The sequence below is a fragment of the Vulcaniibacterium tengchongense genome (assembly GCF_003814555.1).
GTDB classification, from domain to species: Bacteria; Pseudomonadota; Gammaproteobacteria; order Xanthomonadales; family Xanthomonadaceae; genus Vulcaniibacterium; species Vulcaniibacterium tengchongense.
Genome location: NZ_RKQN01000002.1, coordinates 668,817 through 690,855, shown reverse-complemented (window position 1 = coordinate 690,855; position 22,039 = coordinate 668,817). Strand labels below are relative to the sequence as shown.

At 73.7% G+C, this 22,039-nt stretch carries 20 protein-coding genes; 17 read left to right on the top strand and 3 right to left on the bottom strand.

The window, feature by feature from the left end:
• The first annotated feature begins 1 nt into the window (after window position 1).
• The 9 genes from ggt (at window position 2) to EDC50_RS09445 (ending at window position 8,089) form a co-directional block, all read left to right on the top strand.
• Window positions 2–1,717: a gamma-glutamyltransferase gene (gene ggt, locus EDC50_RS09485; RefSeq protein WP_123770222.1), complete on the top strand. Its 1,716-nt coding sequence runs from the start codon at window positions 2–4 to the stop codon at window positions 1,715–1,717.
• A gap of 8 nt (window positions 1,718–1,725) precedes the next feature.
• On the top strand, window positions 1,726–2,631 hold the full coding sequence (locus tag EDC50_RS09480; RefSeq protein ID WP_123770221.1) for an AEC family transporter: 906 nt from the start codon (window positions 1,726–1,728) through the stop codon (window positions 2,629–2,631).
• Window positions 2,632–2,767: 136 nt separating this feature from the next.
• Complete coding sequence (locus tag EDC50_RS09475) at window positions 2,768–3,400, top strand: ParA family protein (protein WP_123770220.1); 633 nt, start codon at window positions 2,768–2,770, stop codon at window positions 3,398–3,400.
• A 127-nt stretch (window positions 3,401–3,527) separates the two neighbouring features.
• Window positions 3,528–4,004, top strand: coding sequence for a SixA phosphatase family protein (locus EDC50_RS09470; RefSeq protein ID WP_123770219.1), 477 nt, complete (start codon window positions 3,528–3,530; stop codon window positions 4,002–4,004).
• Complete coding sequence (locus tag EDC50_RS09465) at window positions 3,995–4,591, top strand: YceI family protein (protein WP_244922526.1); 597 nt, start codon at window positions 3,995–3,997, stop codon at window positions 4,589–4,591. Before EDC50_RS09470 ends, EDC50_RS09465 begins: the two co-directional genes overlap by 10 nt.
• Complete coding sequence (locus EDC50_RS09460) at window positions 4,588–6,615, top strand: phospholipase D family protein (protein ID WP_123770218.1); 2,028 nt, start codon at window positions 4,588–4,590, stop codon at window positions 6,613–6,615. The genes EDC50_RS09465 and EDC50_RS09460 overlap by 4 nt, the downstream gene beginning before the upstream one ends.
• Window positions 6,616–7,109: 494 nt before the next feature.
• The gene (locus EDC50_RS09455; RefSeq protein WP_123770217.1) at window positions 7,110–7,289 is read left to right on the top strand and encodes a hypothetical protein; all 180 of its coding nucleotides are present in this window, start codon (window positions 7,110–7,112) and stop codon (window positions 7,287–7,289) included.
• Window positions 7,290–7,316: 27 nt separating this feature from the next.
• Window positions 7,317–7,511, top strand: a complete 195-nt coding sequence (locus EDC50_RS09450) for a hypothetical protein (RefSeq protein WP_123770216.1) — start codon at window positions 7,317–7,319, stop codon at window positions 7,509–7,511.
• Window positions 7,512–7,642: 131 nt separating this feature from the next.
• Window positions 7,643–8,089 carry a hotdog fold thioesterase gene (locus EDC50_RS09445; protein ID WP_123770215.1) on the top strand — a complete coding sequence of 149 codons (447 nt, stop codon included), beginning with the start codon at window positions 7,643–7,645 and terminating at the stop codon, window positions 8,087–8,089.
• A 70-nt stretch (window positions 8,090–8,159) separates the two neighbouring features.
• Here EDC50_RS09445 and EDC50_RS09440 read toward each other — a convergent pair whose 3' ends face one another.
• Window positions 8,160–9,158, bottom strand: a complete 999-nt coding sequence (locus EDC50_RS09440; protein ID WP_242003101.1) for a LacI family DNA-binding transcriptional regulator — start codon at window positions 9,156–9,158, stop codon at window positions 8,160–8,162.
• Window positions 9,159–9,366: 208 nt separating this feature from the next.
• Between EDC50_RS09440 and EDC50_RS09435 the strand changes: the two genes are divergently transcribed.
• From EDC50_RS09435 to EDC50_RS09420, 4 genes are all read left to right on the top strand, one after another.
• Window positions 9,367–10,161, top strand: a complete 795-nt coding sequence (locus EDC50_RS09435; RefSeq protein ID WP_242003102.1) for a lysophospholipid acyltransferase family protein — start codon at window positions 9,367–9,369, stop codon at window positions 10,159–10,161.
• A 143-nt stretch (window positions 10,162–10,304) separates the two neighbouring features.
• Window positions 10,305–11,294 (top strand): YheT family hydrolase, encoded by a 990-nt coding sequence (locus EDC50_RS09430; RefSeq protein WP_123770212.1) that lies wholly within the window; start codon window positions 10,305–10,307, stop codon window positions 11,292–11,294.
• A 413-nt stretch (window positions 11,295–11,707) separates the two neighbouring features.
• Complete coding sequence (locus EDC50_RS09425) at window positions 11,708–13,777, top strand: tetratricopeptide repeat protein (RefSeq protein ID WP_123770211.1); 2,070 nt, start codon at window positions 11,708–11,710, stop codon at window positions 13,775–13,777.
• A 344-nt stretch (window positions 13,778–14,121) separates the two neighbouring features.
• The gene (locus tag EDC50_RS09420; protein ID WP_123770210.1) at window positions 14,122–14,748 is read left to right on the top strand and encodes a YbhB/YbcL family Raf kinase inhibitor-like protein; all 627 of its coding nucleotides are present in this window, start codon (window positions 14,122–14,124) and stop codon (window positions 14,746–14,748) included.
• Window positions 14,749–14,997: 249 nt separating this feature from the next.
• Here the strand turns inward: EDC50_RS09420 and EDC50_RS09415 are convergent, their stop codons facing one another.
• Window positions 14,998–15,792 (bottom strand): META and DUF4377 domain-containing protein, encoded by a 795-nt coding sequence (locus EDC50_RS09415; protein WP_123770209.1) that lies wholly within the window; start codon window positions 15,790–15,792, stop codon window positions 14,998–15,000.
• 327 nt (window positions 15,793–16,119) lie between these two features.
• Window positions 16,120–16,914, bottom strand: coding sequence for an undecaprenyl-diphosphate phosphatase (locus tag EDC50_RS09410; protein ID WP_123770208.1), 795 nt, complete (start codon window positions 16,912–16,914; stop codon window positions 16,120–16,122).
• 251 nt (window positions 16,915–17,165) lie between these two features.
• Between EDC50_RS09410 and glnA the strand changes: the two genes are divergently transcribed.
• The 4 genes from glnA (at window position 17,166) to amt (ending at window position 21,609) form a co-directional block, all read left to right on the top strand.
• Window positions 17,166–18,575, top strand: a complete 1,410-nt coding sequence (glnA, locus tag EDC50_RS09405) for a type I glutamate--ammonia ligase (protein ID WP_123770207.1) — start codon at window positions 17,166–17,168, stop codon at window positions 18,573–18,575.
• A 261-nt stretch (window positions 18,576–18,836) separates the two neighbouring features.
• Window positions 18,837–19,595, top strand: coding sequence for a TorF family putative porin (locus EDC50_RS09400; RefSeq protein ID WP_123770206.1), 759 nt, complete (start codon window positions 18,837–18,839; stop codon window positions 19,593–19,595).
• 35 nt (window positions 19,596–19,630) lie between these two features.
• Window positions 19,631–19,969, top strand: a complete 339-nt coding sequence (locus tag EDC50_RS09395; RefSeq protein ID WP_123770205.1) for a P-II family nitrogen regulator — start codon at window positions 19,631–19,633, stop codon at window positions 19,967–19,969.
• 266 nt (window positions 19,970–20,235) lie between these two features.
• Entirely contained in the window at window positions 20,236–21,609 is a 1,374-nt protein-coding gene (gene amt / locus EDC50_RS09390; RefSeq protein ID WP_199742139.1) for an ammonium transporter, read from the top strand.
• Window positions 21,610–22,039: the final 430 nt, after the last annotated feature.

The window sequence follows — 22,039 nt, the reverse complement described above, 5'->3', positions numbered from 1 at the left end:
CATGCGTCCGCTGCTTCTCGCCCTGCTGCTGTCGCTGCCCGTCGCCGCGGCCGGCGCCGACCGCATCGCCGGCAAGCCCTTCGCCACCCGCAGCGAGGTCTACGCCCCGCACGCGATGGCCGCCACCTCGCACCCGCTGGCGACCCAGATCGCGCTCGACGTGATGAAGCAGGGCGGCAGCGCGGTGGACGCGGCGATCGCCGCCAACGCCGCGCTCGGCCTGATGGAACCCACCGGCAACGGCATCGGCGGCGACCTGTTCGCGATCGTCTGGGACCCGAAGACCCGCAAGCTGTACGGCTACAACGGCTCGGGCCGCTCGCCGAAGTCGCTGACGCTGGCGGAGTTCCGGAAGCGCGGGCTGAAGGAGGTGCCGCCGCACGGGCCGCTGCCGGTGACGGTGCCCGGCGCCGTCGACGCCTGGTTCGCGCTGCACGGGCGCTTCGGCAAGCGCGCGATGGCCGACGACCTCGCGCCGGCGATCCGCTACGCGCGCGAGGGCCACCCGGTCCACGAGACCATCGCCTATTACTGGAACCTGTCGGTGCCGCGCCTGTCCCAGTGGCCCGGCTTCGCCGAGCAGTTCACCGTCGCCGGCGCCGGGCCGGGGGACAGGCGCGCGCCGCGCACCGGCGAGATCTGGAAGAACCCGAACCTGGCCCGCACCCTGGAGAAGATCGCCCAAGGCGGCCGCGACGCGTTCTACAAGGGCGAGATCGCCCGCGCCATCGACGCCTACTTCAGGGCCAACGGCGGCTTCCTCTCCTACGAGGACCTCGCCTCGCACCGCGGCGAGTGGGTCGAGCCGGTCTCCACCAACTACCGCGGCTACGACGTATGGGAGCTGCCGCCGAACGGCCAGGGCATCGCCGCGCTGCAGATGCTCAACCTCCTGGAGGGCTACGACCTGAAGTCGTACGGCTTCGGCAGCCCCGAACACGTGCACCTGTTCGCCGAGGCCAAGAAGCTGGCCTTCGCCGATCGCGCCGCGTCCTACGCCGATCCGGACTTCTACAAGACGCCGGTCGCCAGGCTGATCTCCAAGGAGTACGCGCGCCAGCGGCGCAAGCTGATCTCGCCGGACAAGGCGATGAAGGCGGCCGAGCCGGGCGTGATCCCGCAGCTCAACGAAGGCGACACCATCTACCTCGCCACCGCCGACGCGGACGGCATGATGGTCTCGCTGATCCAGTCCAACTACCGCGGCATGGGCAGCGGCATGGCGCCGCCGGGCCTGGGCTTCATCCTCCAGGACCGCGGCGAGCAGTTCGTGCTGAAGGAAGGGCACCCGAACTCGTTCGCGCCGGGCAAGCGGCCGTTCCACACCATCATCCCGGCGTTCGTGACCAAGGACGGCAAGCCGTGGCTGAGCTTCGGCGTGATGGGCGGGGCGATGCAGCCGCAGGGCCACGTGCAGATCCTGCTCAACCTGATCGACTTCGGCATGAACCTGCAGGAGGCCGGCGACGCGCCGCGCATCCAGCACGACGGTTCCACCGAGCCTGCCGGCCAGAACGAAGCGATGGCCGACGGCGGCGAGCTCGACCTGGAGAGCGGCTTCCCGTACGAGACCGTGCGCGCGCTGATGCGCAAGGGCCACAGCGTGCGCTTCGCCGACGGCCCCTACGGCGGCTACCAGGCGATCATGGTCAACCCGCACGGCGGCTACATCGGCGCCAGCGAGTCGCGCAAGGACGGGCAGGCGGCGGGGTACTGAGCGGCATCATGGCTTTCGACGCCTTCGCCCTGGTGCTGGCGATGCTGGCGCTGGGCTACCTGTTCCAACGCCTGCGCGCGCTGCCCGCCGAGGCGGCGCAGACCCTCAACCTGGTGGTGCTGTACGTGTGCCTGCCGGCGGCGGTGCTGCGCTACGCGCCGCGGCTGCAGCTGGAGCCGGCGCTGCTGGGGGTGGTCGCGGTGCCGTGGCTGCTGCTCGGCGCGACCGTGCTGCTGGTCGGCCTGGCCGCGCGCGGGCTGAAGTTCCGCCGCGCGGAGCATGCGGTGCTGCTGCTGACCGTCGCGCATGGCAATACCAGCTTCCTCGGCTACCCGCTGACGCGCGCGCTGATCGGCGAGCACGCGCTGCCGTACGCGGTGGTGTACGACCAGTTCGGCACCTTCCTGGTCCTGTCGACGTTCGGCCTGTGGGTGCTGGCGCGCTACGGCGGCGAGCAGGCGCCGGGCCTGCGCCAGGTCGCGCTGCGCGTGGCGAAGTTCCCGCCGTTGTGGGCCCTGCTGGCGGGGTTCACGGTGATGCCGGCGCACCCGCCGGCATGGGTCGCCGGCGGGCTGCAGCGGCTGTCCGATGCGTTGCTGCCGCTGGCGATGCTGGCGATCGGCCTGTCGGTGCGGCTGAGCCTGCCGCGCGACGAGCTCAAGCCGCTGGCGGCCGGCCTGGCGTTGAAGCTGGCGGTGCTGCCGGCGCTGGCGCTGCTGCTGGCGCCGTGGCTCGGCCTGCGCGGCGAGATCGCCCGGGCGACGGTGCTGGAGGCGGCGATGCCGCCGATGGTGACCGCCGGCGCGCTGGCGATCGCCCATGGCCTGGTGCCGCGCCTGGCCGCGGCGATGGTGGGCTACGGCCTGCTGCTGTCGCTGCTGACCCTGCCGCTGTGGGCGCACTGGAGCGGCTGACGCCCGGAGCGAGCGAAGAGGCGCAAAAGCGGGTGGCTCGTCCGCTTCCTCGCTCCTCTCCGATCCTTCCCCGCAGCCGCATGCACGCTCCCTGGCGGCGGTGTACGCTGCGGCTTCCATCCAGAGGGGAGTCCGCATGAAGACCGTCCTGGTGGCCAGTTCCAAAGGCGGCGTCGGCAAGACCACGATCGTCACCCATCTCGCCGCGCAGGCGGCGCTCGACGGCCTGCGCACCGTCCTGGTCGATGCCGACCCGCAGGGGTCCTCCACCCGCTGGGCGCAGCGCCGGGCCGCGCTGGACAGCGCGGTGCTGCCGCTCGACGGCACCCGCCGCAAGGCCTGGCGCAAACAATTGCCGGACGACGCCCAGCGCCTGCTGATCGACGCCCCGGCCGGGGCGATGGGCGAGGACCTGGAACCGTTCCTGGAGCAGGCCGACGCGGTGGTGGTGCCGGTGCAGCCCTCGGCGCTGGACATCGAGGCCAGCGTGCCGTTCCTGGATTCGCTGGCGCGGCATCCGCGGGTACGCCGGGGCGAGCTGCGGGTCGGCCTGGTCGGCAACCGGCTCAAGCCCTGGACCAACGCCACGCAGCAGGCGCTGGAACTGCTCGCGGCCTGGCCGTACCCGCTGGTGGCGCAATTGCGCGACAGCCAGGCCTACGTGGTGCTGGTCGGGCTGGGCAAAAGCCTGTTCGACTACCAGTCGCTGCAGGTGCGCGAGCACCAGGCCGACTGGCAGCCGCTGCTGCGCTGGTTGAAGAAGGCCTGAGCGCGCGCGGCGCCGGCATGCGGGTCCGCGCGGGCGGAGGCGTGCCCGACGCCGTGCGCGTCGGCCTAACGCGGCGCGGCGCGCGAGTCGGGGATAATGCCGGCCGGATTCCGAAATGGCGACGCGAATGCGCGAACTGATCCTGCTGCGCCACGCCCACGCCGAGCCGGCAAGCGCCGGCCAGGCGGACCTGGACCGGCCGCTCTCGGCCGAGGGCCTGGCCGAAGCCGAAGCCGCCGGGCGCTGGCTCGCCGCGAACAAGCTGGTGCCCGATTGCGTGCTGTGCTCGCCGGCGCGGCGCACCCGCGAGACCCTCGAGGCGGTGCTGGCGGTGATCGGCTACGTCGACCAGCGCATCGAACCGGCCATCTACGAGGCCACGCCCGGCACCCTGATCGCCCTGGCCGACGCCCACGGCGACGCCGGCCGGCTGATGCTGGTCGGGCACAACCCGGGGCTGGAGCGGCTGGCGGCGCTGCTGCACAGCGGCCAGTCCGGCGACTACCGCGGCATGCCGCCGGCCGGCATCGCCGCGCTGTCGCTGCCGCCGGGCCAGGCGCTGGAACCCGGCGCCGCGCGGCTCGACGCCTTCTGGTGGCCGTGACCGGAAGCCTTGGACGCGATCTGCTGCTGTGCGCGGCCCTGGCCCTGCCGGGCCTGGCGTCGGCGGACTCCGCCCAGCCCGCCCCGGTGCAGGGCTTCGACCCGGCGCACACGCGCTTCGGCTTCGAGCTGCGCACCCGCTGGGGGCAGAAGGTGGCCGGCGACTTCCCGCGGTACGAGGGCGAGGTCGAGACCCTGCCCGACGGGCGCCGGACGGTGCGGATCCGCCTCGCCACCGGCGCGGTGCGGGTGGGGGACTCCGAGCGCCACACCCGGCTCGCGCGCGGCCCGCGCTTCTTCGACGCCGAACGTTACCCGCTGATCGAGTTCGTGTCCGAGCCCCATCCCTACGCCCTGGTCCAGGACGGCGGCCGCCTGCGCGGCAAGCTCACGATGCATGGCGTCAGCCGGATCGAGACCTTCGTCATCGACCCGGCCGGCTGCGCCCGCCCCGGGCGCGACTGCGACGTGGTCGCCCGCGGCAGCGTGAGCCGCGCCGACTACGGCCTGGACGGCTGGCAGTTCGCGCTGCTCGACCGCGTCCGCTTCACCCTGCGCGTGCGCCTGCGCCCGGAGCCGCCGCCGTGAGCCTGTGGCGACGCGGCGCGGCCGTCCTGCTGGCGCTGGCCCTGTCCGCCTGCGCCACGCTCAGCCCGGCGCAGCGCGACCGCGCCGGCGCGATCGTCGCCGCGGCGCGCCCGCAGGCGCTGGCCTGCGACCGCGCCGACGCCTGCGCGCAGCCCTCGCCGCTGCGCGAGCTGGCCGCGCGCGCGTTCGCCGAATCGCGGCCGGACCAGCCGCGGCATTACGCCCTGATCCTGGACAAGGGCCCGGATGCGCTGCTGGCGCGGGTCAACCTGATCCGCAGCGCCACCACCGCGATCGACCTGCAGACCTACATCTTCGACGAGGACGACGCCGGCCGGCTGGTGCTGGACGAGCTGATCGCGGCGGCGCGGCGCGGCGTGCGGGTGCGGGTGCTGATCGACCAGCTGGCCGCGCTCAAGCACGTCGACACCCTGGCCGCGCTGGCCGGGGTGCACGCCAACTTCGAGCTGCGCCTCTACAACCCGGTGCTCGGCCGCGCCCAGATCAGCTACCCCAAGTACGCCCTCGCCGCGGCCTGCTGCTGGCGGCGCCTGAACCAGCGCATGCACACCAAGCTGCTGCTGGTCGACGGCGCGGTCGGCATCACCGGCGGGCGCAACTACCAGGACGACTATTACGACTGGGACGACGAATACAACTTCCGCGACCGCGACCTGCTGGTCGCCGGGCCGGTGGCGCGGCAGATGAGCGAGGACTTCGCCCGCTTCTGGGACGACCGCCGCAGCGTGCCGGTGGAGCGGCTCAACGACGTCGGCCGGCGCGTCCTCGAGGACGGCGTGCCGGCGCTGCCGCCGGCGCGGTTCGAGCGGCCGCAGCGCGCCGAGGCGCTGCGCCGCGACGTGGCCGACGGCGAGACCGTGCGGCGGCGGCTGGCCGAGGCGGCGCTGCCGGTGGGGCGGGTGCGCTACATCTCCGACACCCCGGACAAGCACCGCGACGCCGGCGAGGCGCAGGCGCCGGCGTCGGACTCGTTGCGCGGGCTGATCGAATCGGCGCGGGAGGAGGTGCTGCTGCAGACGCCGTACCTGGTGCTGTCGAAGTCGGCGCAGGGCCTGTTCCGCGAACTGCGGCGGCGCCCGCCCGAGCGGCGCCCGCGGGTGATCGTCTCCACCAACAGCCTGGCCGCGACGGACGCCTTCATCGCCTACGCGCTGTCGTACAAGTACAAGCGCCGCTACCTGCGCGAGTTCGGCTTCAACATCTACGAGTACAAGCCGTTCCCGCTCGACGCGCCGATCGACCTGGCCGCGACCGGCGCGCCGTTGCCGGAGTTCGACGACCTCGGCGGCGACGCCGACCCGCAGTCGGTCGAGCCCGCGCGCGCGCTGACCGGCGAGGGCCTGGAACCGGACCAGAACGAGGCTGCGCGCCGGGCGCGCCGCGCCGCCGAGCTGCGCGATCTGCGCCGCCGCTACGACCGCAACAGCGTGGTCGGGCGCGAGCAGTACCGGCGCGCGCTGTCGCGCGAGTACGGCGCGCTGCGCTACGCCTCGCGCCGGGTCAACCAGCCGGTGCCGCTCAAGCGCGCCGGCGTGCGCATCGGCCTGCACGCCAAGTCGCTGGTGATCGACGAGCGCATCGGCGTGGTCGGCACCCACAACTTCGACCCGCGCGGCGACCACTACAACACCGAGAGCGCGGTGGTGATCGAGGATCCGGCGTTCGCCCGCGCGCTGGCGGCGAGCATCCGCCGCGACATCGCCCCGGCCAACTCCTGGGTGATCGCACGGCGCGACAAGCCGGTCGTGCTGTCGGGCCTGACCTACTCGCTGGGCAAGCTGTTCGAGGCGATGCCGGTGCTCGACTTCTGGCCGATGCGCTACGCCACCAGCTACGAATTCGTGCCCGGCCCGGACTGCCCGCAGCCGCTGCTGCCCAGCGACCCGAACTTCCGCGCCTGCTACCGGCCGGTCGGGGACTTCCCCGAGGTCGCGCTCGGCCTCAAGGGCCTGACCACCCGCATCTTCACCGCCTTCGGCGCGGGCCTCGCCCCGATCCTGTGACTCGCCCGCCGGCGCGGGCGCATCGTCGGGACGGCGCGGGCATGCGTGCGCCGAGCAACGAAGGGCGGGAGCCGCTCGAGCGAAACCGCGCGCCGGCCTGCTCGCTTCCCGCGGCCTCCTGTCGTCCAGCCCCATCGGATGCGCCGAGATCGCATCCGGGCGTCGCGCCGGCTCCGGGCAACGTGCCCTTGGTCGCCCGGCGCCGTATCCCCCTGATTTGGCGCGCGCGAGCCGTCGGCGGAAGGGCGGCGCCGTGCAGCACGGCAACGCCGCGCTCCGCCTCTCCCGTTCCTCTCCCCTCGTGCTCCGGCTAGGCCATCGGTCATGGCAACCGAACGGCGCGCCGCGCCATCTCCTATCGATGTGTTCCGCCCCGGCCCCGCCGGACCCGCCCGGCCTAGGTCTTCGGTGGGGTGACTTCCGGCCCATGGCGGGATTGAGCTGGTGTTGTACTTTACCAACACACCAACGCACACCCCACGAAGGACACCGCCATGAACGCTTCCCGCCCCGCCCCGACCCACCCCGCCGCCCCGGCCCCCGTCGTGCTGCTGGCCGCCCGCCGCGCCCACCGCGAACGCGACTTCGGCGTCGGCTACGGCAGCAGTAGCGGCTACGCCAGCGTGCCGCGCTATACCCGCGACTGGGCGCCGTCGCGCTTCCGTTGCGCCTGACCCGCCGTTCCCACCGAGAGCAAGACCATGAACGCCCCGCGCCTTTCCGCCCCGAACGCCCCGGCCGCCGCGCCCCTGCGCACGCCCCTGCCGGCCGCCGCGCCGGCCCGCCACGTCCATCGCGAGCGCGACTTCGGCATCGGCTACGGCAACAGCAGCGGCTACGCCAGCGAGCGCCGCTACGTGCGCGAGTGGATGCAGCCGCGCTTCCGCTGCGCCTGAGCCCGGTTTCCCCCGGTCCGGATGGCGCAGCGGCCGCCGGCACGGCGGCGCCCCGATCGGACCGCTTTTTGTTCCGCCGCCCGGCCCCGCCGGGCTGGCCGCCGGACGCGGCGCTCGGCTATCGTGCGGCGATGACTCCGCCTGCCGATCCCGCGCCGCTGTTCCGCCCCGGCGTATCCCTCGACGACCTCAACGCCCTGTCCCGCGGCACCGCGATGGAGCCGCTGGGCATCGTCTTCACCGAACTCGGCCCGGACTACCTGCGCGCGACCATGCCGGTCGACGCCCGCACCCGGCAACCGTACGGTCTGCTCCACGGCGGCGCCTCGGTGCTGCTGGCGGAGACGCTCGGCAGCAGCGCCGGCGGCCTGTGCGTGGGCGAGGGCCAGGGCGTGGTCGGCATCGAGATCAACGCCAACCACCTGCGCGGCGTGCGCGAGGGCGTGGTGACCGGCACCGCGCGCCCACTGCACGTCGGCCGCAGCACCCAGGTCTGGGAGATCCGGATCGAGGACGAACGCGGCCGGCCGGTGTGCGTGTCGCGGCTGACCCTGGCCGTGGTGGCGAGGAGCGGATGACGGGGCGCGGGGGACAGGAGCGGGGACGCCGGCGCAGGCCGCGCTTCTCTTGGTTCCCCGCTTCGCCCACTCACGCCCGCCGTCGCGGGCCGATGGAGCGGCGCAGCTGCAGCTGGTACGGCACCCGCACCACGCGCCCCGTGCCGGTGCCGCGGATCTCCCGCAGCAACTGCTCGGCGGCGATCCGGCCCATCTCGCGGCTGGGCTGGCGCACGGTGCTCAGCCCGGGCCAGATCTGCCGCGACAACGGCGTGTCGTCGAAACCGAACACCGACAGGTCGTCGGGCACGCGCAGGCCGCGCTCGCTGGCCTCGAAGATCACCCCGGCGGCGGTGTCGTCGTTGGCGGCGAAGATCGCGCTCGGCGGGTGCGCCAGGTCGAGCAGGCGGCGCGCGCCGGCGACGCCGGACTCGAAGGTGTGGCGGCCCTCGACCACCAGCGCCGGGTCGTAGGCGATGCCGGCGCGGCGCAGGCCGTCGCGGTAGCCGGCCAGGCGCCAGGCGCGCGCGCCGTGGTCGCGGTGGCCGGTGATGTGGCCGATGCGGCGATGGCCGAGCGCGACCACGTGGGCGAGCATCTCCGCGACCGCGCGGCGCTCGTCCAGCACCGCGCCGATGCGGACGTTGCCGGGCTTGGCCGACAGCCCGGCGTAGCGCACGCCGAGGTGGCGCAGGCGCTCGAGCAGGGCGCCGTCGTCGGTCAGCGGCGGCGTCAGCACCAGGCCGTCCGGCCGGTACTGCGCGATCACCTGCCCGACCGCCTCGACGTGGCCGGCGCCGGCGTAGTCGACCGGCCGCAGCATCAGGTTGTAGTCCGCGCTGCGGCAGGCGTCGAGCACGCCGTCGATCACTTCCATGATGTAGTTCGACGACGGGTTGTCGTATAGCAGCGCGACCAGGTACGAGCGGTTGGCGGCGAGGCTGCGGGCGGACGTGTTGGGCAGGTAGTTGAGCCGCTTGGCCGCCTCCTCGACGCGCCGGCGGGTGGCCTCGCGCACGTTCGGTTCGCGGTTGAACACCCGCGACACCGTCTTCATCGACACCCCGGCCGCGGCGGCGACGTCTTCCATGCGCGGGCGTGCGGGCCCGGCGGGCGTGGCGGCGGCGTCCGGGGGCTTGGATCGGCGGAGCATCGCGCCATGCTAGCCGAAGGCGCGCGGGCGGCCGCTGTGCGGCGCAGCGTGCCGTGCCCGGCGCTCCCCGGAGCGGCGCCGGCAGTGCCGCGCGGCGCGTGCGTTCCAATTCACCCCTCCCCGGCTTTGCGGCAGAATGCGAGCGATGCTCGCCCCCTCCGAAGCACCTTCCGCCGCCGCCGACCGGTGGCGCCCGCTGCGCTACGCGTACCGGGTGCCGCTGCTGCTCTGGCACGTGCTGGTCGACCTGCCGCTGGTGCTGCTGATGATGACCCCGTTGACCCGCAACCTGCGGATCGGCGAGGAAACGCTCGAGCACCGCCTGATCCGCGCCTGGTCGGCCGGCCTGATGCGCATCTTCGGCTTCCGCCTGCGCCGCTTCGGCGAGCCGCTGCCGGGCGCGGCGATGTTCGTCGCCAACCACGTCAGCTGGATCGACATCGAGGCGCTGCACAGCCAGCGGATGATGGGCTTCGTCGCCAAGCGCGAGATCCAGAGCTGGCCGGTGGTCGGCTGGCTGGCCGCGCGCGGCGAGACCATCTTCCACGCCCGCGGCAGCACCGAGTCGCTGGGCGGGGTGCTGCACGAGATGCTGGGCCGGCTGCGCGGCGGCCGCAGCGTCGGCGTGTTCCCGGAGGGCGGCACCCGCGGCGGGCGCGAGATCGGCCCGTTCCACGCGCGCATCTTCCTCGCCGCGGTCGAGGCCGGGGTGCCGGTGCAGCCGGTCGCGCTGCGCTACGGCGAGCGCGGCGAGGCCCAGCACGTGGTCGCGTTCCAGCCGCGCGAGAGCTTCCTGGCCAATTTCCTGCGCCTGCTCGGCGAACCGCCGCGGCCGGCCGAGGTGCACTTCCTCGAGCCGATCCAGCCCGGCCAGGCCGAGGGCCGCCGCCGCATCGCCGAGCTGGCGCGCGCGCGCATCGTCGAGGCGATGACCCGCTGAGCGGCCGGCCGGCCGGACGCGAGCGGCGAACCGGCGAGGGGCGCCGGGAGCGGCGGGCCGTGCCTCTCGTTTCCCGCGGCGCGCTCGTGCCTCGCTGCCAGGCGCTAAGCTTGCCGCTGCGGCCCGCGTCCCCGAACTCCCCCATGCTCACCGCCGCCGACTACCGCCCGCCGACCTGGCTGCGCAACCCGCACGTGCAGTCGGTGCTCGGCACCAGCCCGCTGCGCCGCCGCCACGGCGAGCGCCGCCTGGCGGCGCTCGGCGCGGTCACCACCGGGCACCTGATCGACGGCGGCGGCGGCGTGCGCCTGCACGGGCTGCACAGCGTGCTGCCGGGCGCCGAGCCGCGCGGCCTGGCGCTGCTGCTGCACGGCTGGGAAGGCAGCGCCGACTCCAGCTACATGCGCCTGACCGCGGCCGAGCTGCTGCGCCGCGGCTTCGAGGTGTTCCGGCTCAACTTCCGTGACCACGGCGGCACCCACCACCTCAACGAGGGCATCTTCCATTCCAACCTCATCGACGAGGTGGTGCACGCCGCGCGCGACGTCGCCGCGCGCTTCCCGCGCCGGCCGATGGCGGTGGCGGGCTACTCGCTCGGCGGCAACTTCGCCCTGCGCCTGGCCCTGCGCGCGCCGGCCGCGGGGCTGGAGCTGGCGCACGTGTGCGCGGTGTGCCCGGTGCTGGACCCGGCCCGCACCATGGACTGGATGGAGCAGACCCTGCCGCTGTACCTGTGGTACTTCGAGCGCAAGTGGCGCGACTCGCTGCTGCGCAAGCGCGCGCTGTTCCCGCACGTGCACGCCTTCGACGACCGCGTGCTCAACCTGCGCATGCGCCCGCTGACCCAGTGGCTGGTCGAGCGCCACACCGAGTTCGGCACGCTCGAACGCTACTTCGACGGCTATTCGATCGCCGGCGAGCGCCTGGCCGCGCTGCAGGTGCCGGCGAGCATCCTGATGGCCGAGGACGACCCGGTGATCCCGGTCGACGGCTTCCGCAGCCTGCGCCTGCCCGCCCATGCCCGCCTGGAGCTGTCGCCGTGGGGCGGCCACTGCGGTTTCCTCGAAAGCGCGCGGCTGCAAGGCTTCGCCGAGCGCTGGATCGCCGAGCGGCTGGCGGGGGCCGCGGGCTAGGCATCGGCCTGGACGGAGCATCGGATGCGCCGCCGCGAACGCCGCATCGGATGGGGCCTGCGGGGGCGGGCGACGACCTCGCCCAGGCCCCGCGCGACTACTTCGCCGCGACCGATGCGGCAGCGGCGGCAGGCGACCCGGATGCACAGCGGTGCTACCTGCAGGCGCTGTTCGGCGCGGATTTCGCGCATGCCCCCGCGCAATCGCGCGCTTACCACGCGCGCGCCGGAATACGCGCGCCGCGCGCTGGCGCGCGGCGATTGGCGCGCTACCCGGTCGGCGCGGGCCCGCGCCTGCTGACCCCGTTGGACGGCTCCTGATCCGCCCCTCGCCCGGACCGGCGAGAAGCGATGCGGCGTCCGCGCGGGCGCCGCCGCTACAATCGCGGTTTCGCCCGAACGCCGAGCCGCCCCATGTACGAACCGATTCTCGACGCCCTGCGCCGCGGCGCCGCCCTCGAAGCGCTGGCCGCGGCGCGCGAGGCGGTGGCCGCGCAGCCGCAGGACGCGACCGCGCACCGCCTGCACGCGGCGGCGCTGCGCCTGAACGGCGAGCGCGAGGCCGCGCTGGCGGCGCTGGACCAGGCCCTGGGCCTGGCGCCGGACGACGCCGACCTGCACCTCGAGCGCGCCGGCCTGCTGCTGGCCGAACGCAAGCTCAGCGAGGCCGAGGCCGCGCTGGCGCGCGCGACCGGCCTGGACCCGAACCAGTTCCCCGCCTACGTCATCCAGGCGCACCTGGCGATCGCGCGCCAGGACCTGGCCGAGGCCGAGCGCCTGACCCGCACCGCCGCGCGCATCGCCCCCGAGCACCCGCACGTCGCCGCGCTGGAAGGCACGCTGGCGCTGCGCCGGGGCGAGGCCGACCGCGCGCTGGCGATCCTGGCCCGCGCCGCCGAGCGCGCGCCCGACGAGCCGCAGCTGCGCCACGCGCTCGGCTTCGCCTACCTCGCCAAGGGCCATTTCGCGTTCGCCGAACAGGCGTTCCGCGGCCTGCTCGAGCGCGACCCGGGCTCGCGCCCGCTGCGCGCGCTGATCGCCGACCTGGTGCGCCGCCAGGGCCGCCCGGCCGAAGCGGCCGACGAGCTGGCGCCGCTGCTCGAAGGCGAAGGCGTCACCCCGGCGATGCGCCGCCTGGTCGGCGAGCTGGAGCTGGAGGCCGGCCGCAACGAGCGCGCGCTGCAGCTGCTGCGCCAGGCGTTCGCCGAGCAGCCGCTGGATCGCCGCACCGTGCTTGCCCTGCTCGAGGCCTGGCGCCGGCTCGGCCTGGCGGAGGAAGCGCGCAGCACGCTCGATGCGGCGCTGGAGCGGCACCCCGAATCCGACGACCTGTGGCGCGCGCGGCTGGTGTTCGAGCCGTTCGCCGGCGACTCGGCGCGCGCGGTGGTCGCGCGCTGGCAGGCGGCGATGCCGGACTACGTGCCGGCGCTGGAAGCGCAGACCACCCTCCACGACCACGCCGGCGAGCACGACCAGGCCGAGGCGGTCGCGCAGCGCATCACCGAGCTGCAGCCCGGCCACGCCCAGGCCGAACTGCGCGTGCTCGACGGCCTGCTCGCGCGCGACCCGGACGCCGCGGTGCTGCGCGTGGAGAGCCTGCTCGCGCGCGCGCCGGACCCGAACGTGAAGCGTTCGCTGCGGCAGCTGCTCGGCCGTTGCTTCGACATCGCCGGCCAGCCGGAGGCGGCCGCCGCGACCTGGGCCGAGCTGCACGCCGAGGTGGTCGACCAGCGCCTGCCGCTGCCGCCGCAGAGCGACGCGATCGCGCAGTGGCCGGAACTCGCGCCGCGGCCGGAGGCGGCGCCGGGCGTGCTGCTGCTGTGGGGCGCCCCGGGCTCGCTGGTCGAGCGCCTGGCGGTGACCTTCGACCAGGCCGGCGCGCCGCTGCGCGCCGACCGCCTCGGCCCGCAGCCGCCGAACGATCCGCTGCAGCGCTACACCACGGTGCCCGGGTTGCTCGACGGCTCGCTCGACCCGGCCTACGTGGTCAACCTGTGGCGCGCGGCGCTGCCGGCCCGCGGCGTGCGCGACGGCGCCGTCTTCGACTGGCTGCTGTGGTGGGACAACGCGTTGCTGCTGGGCCTGCGGCCGCACCTGCCCGAGGCGGTGCTGATGGTCGCGTTGCGCGACCCGCGCGACATGCTGCTGGACTGGCTCGCATTCGGCAGCCCGGTGCCGTATGCGCTGGCCTCGCCGGAGGCCGGCGCGGCCTGGCTGGCGAAGGTGCTGGGGCAGGTCGCCGAACTGCACGAGCGGGACCTGTTCCCGCATCGGCTGCTGCGGCTCGACGAGATCGCCCAGGATCCGGCGGGCATCGCCCAGGCGATCGGCGAGGCGCTGCAGGTCCGCGTCGCGCCGGCGCCGGCGCCGCTGTTCGGCCCGCCGCGCCTGGCCGCGGGTCGCTGGCGCGCCTATGCCGAGCCGCTGCGCGAGGCCTTCGCCCTGCTGGCGCCGGTGGCGCAGCGGCTGGGCTACCCGGCGTAGAGGCGCCGGGCCGCGGGCGAAACCCGTCGCCGTGCGCAGCCGATTCCGCCCGCGGAAGAGCGCCGGAAACGAAGTACGAATAGCGGGAGGAGTCTTGGATGCCAGCGGACGCGGCGCGCTCGACGCCTCGATCGCGCTCGGCATCGACCGCGACCGTCCTTCCCCGCCGCGCGTGCTTCCTCGTCCGGCTTGGTCCGGGGCGGGTAGGATGGGCGGGCCGGGGGAGCCCGGGGTTCGGGCCACCGCTTCGGCGATCCCAGGGCCGAAAACGCGGGAAGAAACGCGCAGCGCCGTTCTCTCTCGTTCCCGTTCCTCCCCTCGTTCCTGCTTCATGGGAGACACAGATGCAGATCCGCAGCGACAGCTTCCAGCACCGCCAGCGCCTGCCGGCCGAGTTCGCCGGCGGGCAGGCCACCGCCGACGGCGTCGGCTTCGCGCCGAACCGCAATCCGCACCTGGCCTGGAGCGAGGTGCCGGAGGGCACGCGCTCGTTCGCGCTGCTGTGCATCGACCCGGACGTGCCGACCGTGCCGGAGATGGTCGGCCAGCCCGACGTGCAGATCCCGGTCGAGCAGCCGCGCACCGAGTTCACCCACTGGGCGATGGTCGACATCCCGGCCGGGGTGCGCGAGATCGCCGCCGGCAGCTGCAGCGACGGCGTGGTCGCGCACGGCAAGCGCGAGCCGTCCGGCCCGGCCGGCGCGCGCCAGGGGCTGAACGACTACACCGGCTGGTTCGCCGGCAACCCGGACCTGGCCGGCGACTGGCTCGGCTACGACGGCCCGTTCCCGCCGCCGAACGACCTGCGCCCGCACCGCTACTTCTTCCGCCTGTTCGCGCTGGACGTGGCGCGCCTGGACCTGCCGGAGCGCTTCACCGCCGCCGACGCGCTGCGGGCGATGCACGGCCACGTGCTCGCCGAGGCGGCGATCTACGGCACCTACTCGCTCAATCCGGCGGTGCAGGGCTGAGCCGGCGACGGCCTGCCGGGCGGTGTTTGCCGGGCAGCGCGAACCCGCCGGTGATTGGCGGCCGCACCGCGGCCGCGGGAAGCCGCCGCGCGCTCGTGCGGGATCCCGGGGCCTCCGCATCGCGTCCCGGCCGCCGCGTCGCTATGGCTGCCAGTCCGGTGCGCCGCCAAGTCGACCGCGCCGCCGTGCCCGGCAGGCCGGGCGGTGCGGACGAACGGCCGCGCGCGGCGTGGAGGCGGTGCCGCCCGGCTAGCGCTCGATCTCGCTTTCGACCACCAGGTCGAGCACGTAGGCCACGTCCGGCGCGTCCGCCGGCGGGTCCGGCACGCGGTAGCGCTTGACCCGCAGCACGTTGCGCACGCCCGGCTGGTGCGCGTAGCCCTCGATCTCCTGGTACAGCGGCGCCCATTCCCCGGCGCCGCGCCGCAGGCCCTGCGCGTCGTGCTGCAGCTCGCGTACGCGCAGGCACTGCATGTCGCGGATCAGCGGATGCGGGCAGGGCTGGCGCTGCGCCGCGACCTCGAGGAACACGGTGTCGCCCGGCCCGCCGTAGCGGGTCTCGGGCGTGGCCTCGCCCTGGAACCGCAGCGTCTCGCCGGCCGGCGTGGTCAGGGTCAGGGTCGGCGGTTCGCCGCCGGCGAGCGCGAACCGCGGCGCCGCTTCGAGGCGGCCGGCGATCTCGCGATCCAGCGCGCCCAGCTTCGGATCGGCGCAGGCCATCAGCGTCGACTGCAGGCGCTCGATGCGCAGGCGATCGCGGTCGAGCCGGTACGCGCCGCCGATGCGGTTGCAGGCGTTGGCCACGGCGATACGGCCGGCGCCGAAGTCCAGCCGCAGCGGCCGCGCAGGATCGGCGAACAGGGCCTCGAGGCGCCGGCCCCGGGCGTCGCGCGCGTCGCGCAGTTGCCAGCGATAGGCCTCGAGCGCCGGCCGCGGCGCCGCGGATTCGACGGCAGCGGGCGGCGCGGAAGGCGCATCGCCGGTAACGGGCCGGGCGCAGGCGCCCAGGACGAGAGGCAGCACCAGCAACGGCAGTCGTTTCATCGCACGCTCCTTGGCCGAACGGATTCGCCTGCGCGGCGCCGTGGCACCGCCGGCACCAGACGATAGCAACCCCCGGCGCGGGAACGAACCCGGGAACGGCGAGCGCCGCGACGGGCCCCGCGTTCCCGCTTCCCCGCATCGTTCCCGCCTCCCCGGCGCCGGCTCGGCCGCCGACATCGAGCCCCGGCCGTTGCGCGCCCGGCTCGCGCGCGGACGGCACGTCTCGCGGGGCGCGGCGGCGAATACAGGGCTTCCGCGGCGCCGCGCGGGCACGCGCCGCCGGACCGCCCGGCAAGGGGCGGGGCCGAATCCCTCGCGGCGCCGGGCTCAGCTCCCCGGCGGCATCAGCAACAGCAGGAGCGCGCCGAACGCGATCCGGTACACGGCGAAGCCGGTGAAGCGGTGGCGCTTGATGTAGCCCAGCAGCCAGCGGACCACGGCGAAGCCGGTCACCGTCGCCGCGGCGAAGGCCACCGCGACCTCGCCCCAGGGCTGCCGCCCGACCGCGCCTTCCCCGACCAGTTCGAGGAAGGCGTAGCCGCTGGCGGCGAACATGGTCGGGATGCCGACCAGGAACACGAACTCGGCCGCCGACTCGCGCCGGCTGGTGCCGGCCAGCATCGCCATGAAGATCGCCGCGGCCGAGCGCGAGGTGCCGGGGAACACCCCCGCCACCACCTGCGCCAGGCCGACCAGCACCGCCACCGTCCAGGTCACTTCGGCGCGGTCGCCGCGGCGCTCGGCCCAGCGCTCGGCCACCAGCATCCACACGCCGCCCAGCATCAGCGCCCAGGCGATCGGCGTCACCGTCTCCGGCAGCTCCCAGCCCGCCCAGCGCACCGGCAGGCCGACCAGCGCGGTGACCAGGAACGCGACCACCACCTTGGCCAGGTAGTCGCGCTGCTCCGGCGCCCGCCAGCCGGTGGCCAGCGCCCACAACCGCGGGCGCAAGGCCAGGGTCACCGCGAGGATCGCGCCGGCCTGGATCACGATGTTGAAGAAGTCCGGGCGCGCGCCGAGCCAATGCTGGGCGATCAGCAGGTGGCCGGTGCTGGAGATCGGCAGGAACTCGGTCAGGCCTTCGATGATGCCGAGCAGCAGCGCGGCGAGCAGATCGGTCATGGCGTTCGGATCGGGCGGAAGCGATTCGGCGGCGCAGCATAGCCGATGCGGTCGCACGCTCCATCACGGTGCGTTCGCGCGGATTCCGCACCGGCCTGGTGCAAACCTCCGGCGGCGCGCCACGCGAGCTCAAGCAAATCAATCGCTTGCCGGATGCCGGGGCTTGGCACGGAAGCTGCTTCGGAGGAGCCGTCGCGGCGCTTCACCGCAACGCCAACCCCGCCATCCCCGCACTCCAACCGGACTTCTCCATGTCGCTCGAAAACGTCGAAAAGCTCATCCGTGACCACAAGGTCGAATTCGTCGACCTGCGCTTCGCCGACATGCGCGGCGTGCAGCACCACGTCACCTTCCCCAAGTCGATCATCGAGCCCGGCCTGTTCGAGGACGGCAAGATGTTCGACGGCTCCTCGATCGCCGGCTGGAAGGGCATCAACGAGTCCGACATGATCCTGCTGCCGGACGCGAGCACCGCGTTCCTGGATCCGTTCACCGCCGATCCGACCCTGGTGCTGACCTGCGACATCCTCGACCCGGCCACCATGCAGGCGTATTCGCGCGATCCGCGCGGCGTGGCCAAGCGCGCCGAGGCCTACCTGAAGTCCAGCGGCATCGCCGACCAGGCGTTCTTCGGCCCGGAGCCGGAGTTCTTCATCTTCGACTCGGTGCGCTACGCCAACGAGATGGGCCACACCTTCTTCCACATCGACTCGGAAGAGGCGCACTGGAACTCGGGCCGCGAGTACGAGGGCGGCAACACCGGCTACCGCCCGGGCGTGAAGGGCGGCTACTTCCCGGTGGCGCCGCTGGATTCGCTGCACGACCTGCGCGCGGAGATGTGCAAGACGCTGGAGCAGGTCGGCATCGAGGTCGAGGTGCATCACCACGAGGTCGCCAACGCCGGCCAGTGCGAGATCGGCACCAGGTTCAACTCGCTGGTCGCCAAGGCCGACGAGCTGCTGACGATGAAGTACATCATTAAGAACGTCGCCTTCCGCAACGGCAAGACCGCGACCTTCATGCCCAAGCCGCTGGTCGGCGACAACGGCAGCGGCATGCACGTGCACCAGTCGCTGGCCAAGGGCGGGCAGAACCTGTTCTCCGGCGACGGCTACGGCGGCCTGTCGCAGACGGCGCTGTGGTACATCGGCGGCATCTTCAAGCACGCCCGCGCGATCAACGCCTTCGCCAACTCCACCACCAACAGCTACAAGCGCCTGGTGCCGGGCTTCGAAGCGCCGGTGATGCTGGCCTACTCGGCGCGCAACCGCTCGGCGAGCTGCCGCATCCCGTACGTGGCCAACCCGAAGGCGCGCCGCATCGAGATCCGCTTCCCCGACCCGATGCAGTCCGGCTACCTGACCTTCGCCGCGCTGATGATGGCCGGCCTGGACGGCATCAAGAACCAGATCGACCCGGGCGCGCCGAGCGACAAGGACCTGTACGACCTGCCGCCGGAAGAGGAGAAGAACATCCCGACCGTGTGCCACTCGCTGGACCAGGCGCTCGAGGCGCTGGACCAGGACCGCGAGTTCCTCAAGGCCGGCGGCGTGTTCACCGACGACTTCATCGACGGCTACATCGCGCTGAAGATGAAGGAAGTCACCGCGTTCCGCGCGGCGACGCACCCGCTCGAATACCAGCTGTACTACACGATCTGACCCGCGGCACGCCCTTCCCGGCGACGGGGAGGGCCGCGCGGAGGCGCCGGGCCGCGGCGCCGCCATTGCCGTCCTCCCCTGCGCACGCGGGGGAGGGTGCGACGACACCACCACCACGAGGTAAGCGAATCGACGGGTACGCGCCCGCCGCCGGGCGGCCGCGCCCCGGAGACACCGCGGGCAGGCAGAACGGAAGCGCCCGCGCGACAGAGCACGAAGCAATGACCGGGGAGGGGCCACCGCTTATGAGGAGCCTGCGTCATGTCGTCTCGAAACGCCGTCCACCGCTGCCGTCCTACGCTCGCCGTCCTCGTGCTCGCCGGCCTGGGAACGGCCGCCGCGCACGCCGGAACCACCACCGGCTCGCTGGCCGTCACCAGCGACTACGTCTTCCGCGGCCTCTCCCAGACCAACCAGGCACCGGCCCTGCAGGGCGGCCTGGAATACGCCGCCGATAGCGGCTTCTACGCCGGCGCCTGGGGCAGCAACGTCAGCTGGCTGTCCGACGCGTCGTCGCCGGGGGCGCGGATCTCCAACAGCCTGGAACTCGACGCCTACGCCGGCTATCGCGGCAGGCTCTCCGGCGCGGTCGGCTTCGACGTCGGCGCGCTGTACTACTGGTATCCCGGCGACTATCCCGCCGGCTTCAACAGCCCCGACACCGCCGAGCTCTACCTCGGCCTCAGCGCCGGCGTGTTCGCGCTCAAGTACTCCTACGCCCTCACCGACCTGTTCGGCTACGCCGACTCCGGCGGCAGCGGCTACCTCGACCTCGCCGCCAACTGGGAATTCGCCCCCGGCTGGACCCTCAACGCCCGCGCCGGCAAGCAGTGGGTCGAGAACAACGAGGACTTCGGATACGCCGACTGGAAGCTCGGCGCGACCCGGTCCTTCGACAACGGCTTCGCGGTCGCGCTGGCCTACACCGGCACGGACGCCGACGAGGCCCGCTACACCAACGCGCACGGCAACTTCCTCGGCGAGGACACCGTGGTGCTGACCGTGAGCAAGGGGTTCTGAGCGATGCCCGCCCATCCACTCCCCGGAGCAGCCAGATGAAACTGATCACCGCGATCATCCGCCCGTTCAAGCTCGACGAGGTGCGCGAGGCGCTCACCGAGGCGGGCGTGTCCGGCGTCACCGTCACCGAGGTCAAGGGCTTCGGCCGGCAGAAGGGCCATACCGAGCTGTACCGCGGCGCCGAGTACGTCGTCGACTTCCTGCCCAAGCTCAAGGTCGAGTGCGCGGTGCCCGAATCGCTGCTCGACACCGCGCTCGAGGCGCTGAGCAACGCCGCGCGCACCGGCAAGGTGGGCGACGGAAAGATCTTCGTCCAGCCGCTGGAGCGCACGGTGCGCATCCGCACCGGCGAGCTCGACGACGACGCCCTGTGAACCCGACAGCGAGATTCGATATGAACACGAAGACGATCGAAGCCCGCGCGAGCGGGACATCGGCGGAAGCCCTCATCCCCGCCTTCCCCCGCGACCGCCGGGCCGCGCGAGGGGCCGCATCGCCGGCGACGCGGGGGCAGGGACGAGGACCCGCCTACGCCGCCGCGAAGGAACGAGCAGCCGCGCCCTCCGCGACGCGGGCAGCGGGGCCTCGCACCGCGGCCGCCCGCGCGGCGCGGCGGCGGGGGAGGGCGGCCGGGGCGGGCATCGCCGCGGCCGCCCTGCTCGGCGCCTTTCCCGCCCTGGCGCAGACCGCGGCCGCGCCGCCCGCCGCCGACAAGGGCGACCTCGCCTGGCTGCTGGTCTGCGCCGCGCTGGTGATCTTCATGACCCTGCCGGGGCTGGCGCTGTTCTACGGCGGCCTGGTGCGCAGCAAGAACGTGCTGTCGGTGCTGATGCAGTGCCTGCTGGTGTTCTCGCTGGTGGCGGTGCTGTGGGCGCTGTACGGCTACTCGCTGGCCTTCACCGCCGGCAACGCCTTCATCGGCGGCTGGGACCGGCTGTTCGCCCGGGGGCTGGACGCCGGCGCGATGGCGGCGACGTTCAGCAAGGGCGTGTACGTGCCGGAGCTGGCGTTCTTCGCGTTCCAGGGCGCGTTCGCCTGCATCACCTGCGCGCTGATCGTCGGCGCGTTCGCCGAGCGGGCGAAGTTCGCCGGCGTGCTGCTGTTCACCGTGCTCTGGTTCACCTTCGCCTACACGCCGATGGCGCACATGGTGTGGTTCTTCCCGGGGCCGGACGCGTTCGCCAGCAACGAGGCGGTGCCGGGCGTGCTGGCCCAGTCCGGGTTCCTGTTCGCCAAGGGCGCGCTCGACTTCGCCGGCGGCACCGTGGTGCACATCAACGCCGCGGTGGCCGGGCTGGTCGGCGCGTACATGACCGGCAAGCGCGTCGGCTACGGGCGCGAGGCGATCAAGCCGCACAACCTCACGCTGACGATGATCGGCGCGTCGATCCTGTGGGTCGGCTGGTTCGGCTTCAACGCCGGCTCGGCGCTGGAGGCCAACGCGGTGGCGGCGCAGGCCTTCGTCAACACCTTCCTCGCCACCGCCGCGGCGGTGCTGGGCTGGACCGCGGTGGAGTGGATCGGCAAGGGCAAGCCGTCGATGCTCGGCGCCGCCTCGGGCGCGGTCGCGGGGCTGGTCGCGATCACCCCGGCGGCCGGCTTCGTCGGCCTGTGCGGCGCGCTGGCGATCGGCGCGATCGCCGGCGCGGCATGCGTGTGGGGCGTGAACGGCCTGAAGCGCCTGCTCGGCGCCGACGATGCGCTCGACGTGTTCGGCGTGCACGGCGTCGGCGGCATCGTCGGCGCGCTGCTGACCGGCGTGTTCGCCGCGCCGGCGCTGGGCGGCGCGGGCATCTGGGACTACGTCACCGAGACCGCGCTGCCGGACTACAGCATCGCCGCGCAGGTGTGGATCCAGTTGCAGGGCGTGCTGGTGACGGTGGCGCTGTCCGGCGGCGTCGCGCTGATCGCGTTCCTGATCGTCAAGTACACGGTCGGCCTGCGGGTCAGCGAGGACGCCGAGCGCGAGGGCCTGGACATCACCTCGCACGGCGAGTCCGCGTACGAGACCTGAGCGCGGCGCGGCCCACGGCGCAGGCGAAGGCCCGGCACCCGCCGGGCCTTCGTCCGTTTTGCGCCCGGCCCGAAGTGCAGCGGCGCCCCGACGCGCCGCGCGGCCTCGTCCGCGCGCCGCCCCGCGCCGCATTCCTGCGCTTGGCGGAAGGGGCAGGCCCAAGCCGGGGTGCCGGCCCGTCATCGGCGTCGCGACGCGGCGGAACCGGCCGAAACGGCGGCCCGGGCGCCCGCCGGGTGAAATAAAAGGTGAGTTTTGGTGAGTTTTCGTGATTGAGTTGTGACATAGTTCACATTTAGCCTGTGCGCGCCGTAGCGGTTTGTCGGCAGCCGGGCCAGGACGCATGCCGCCGTCATCGGGACGGCCGTGCCTTCCTTGGCTCGAGCCGACGCCCTTCGGCGGCATGGGCCGTGGCGCCAACGCGCGACTG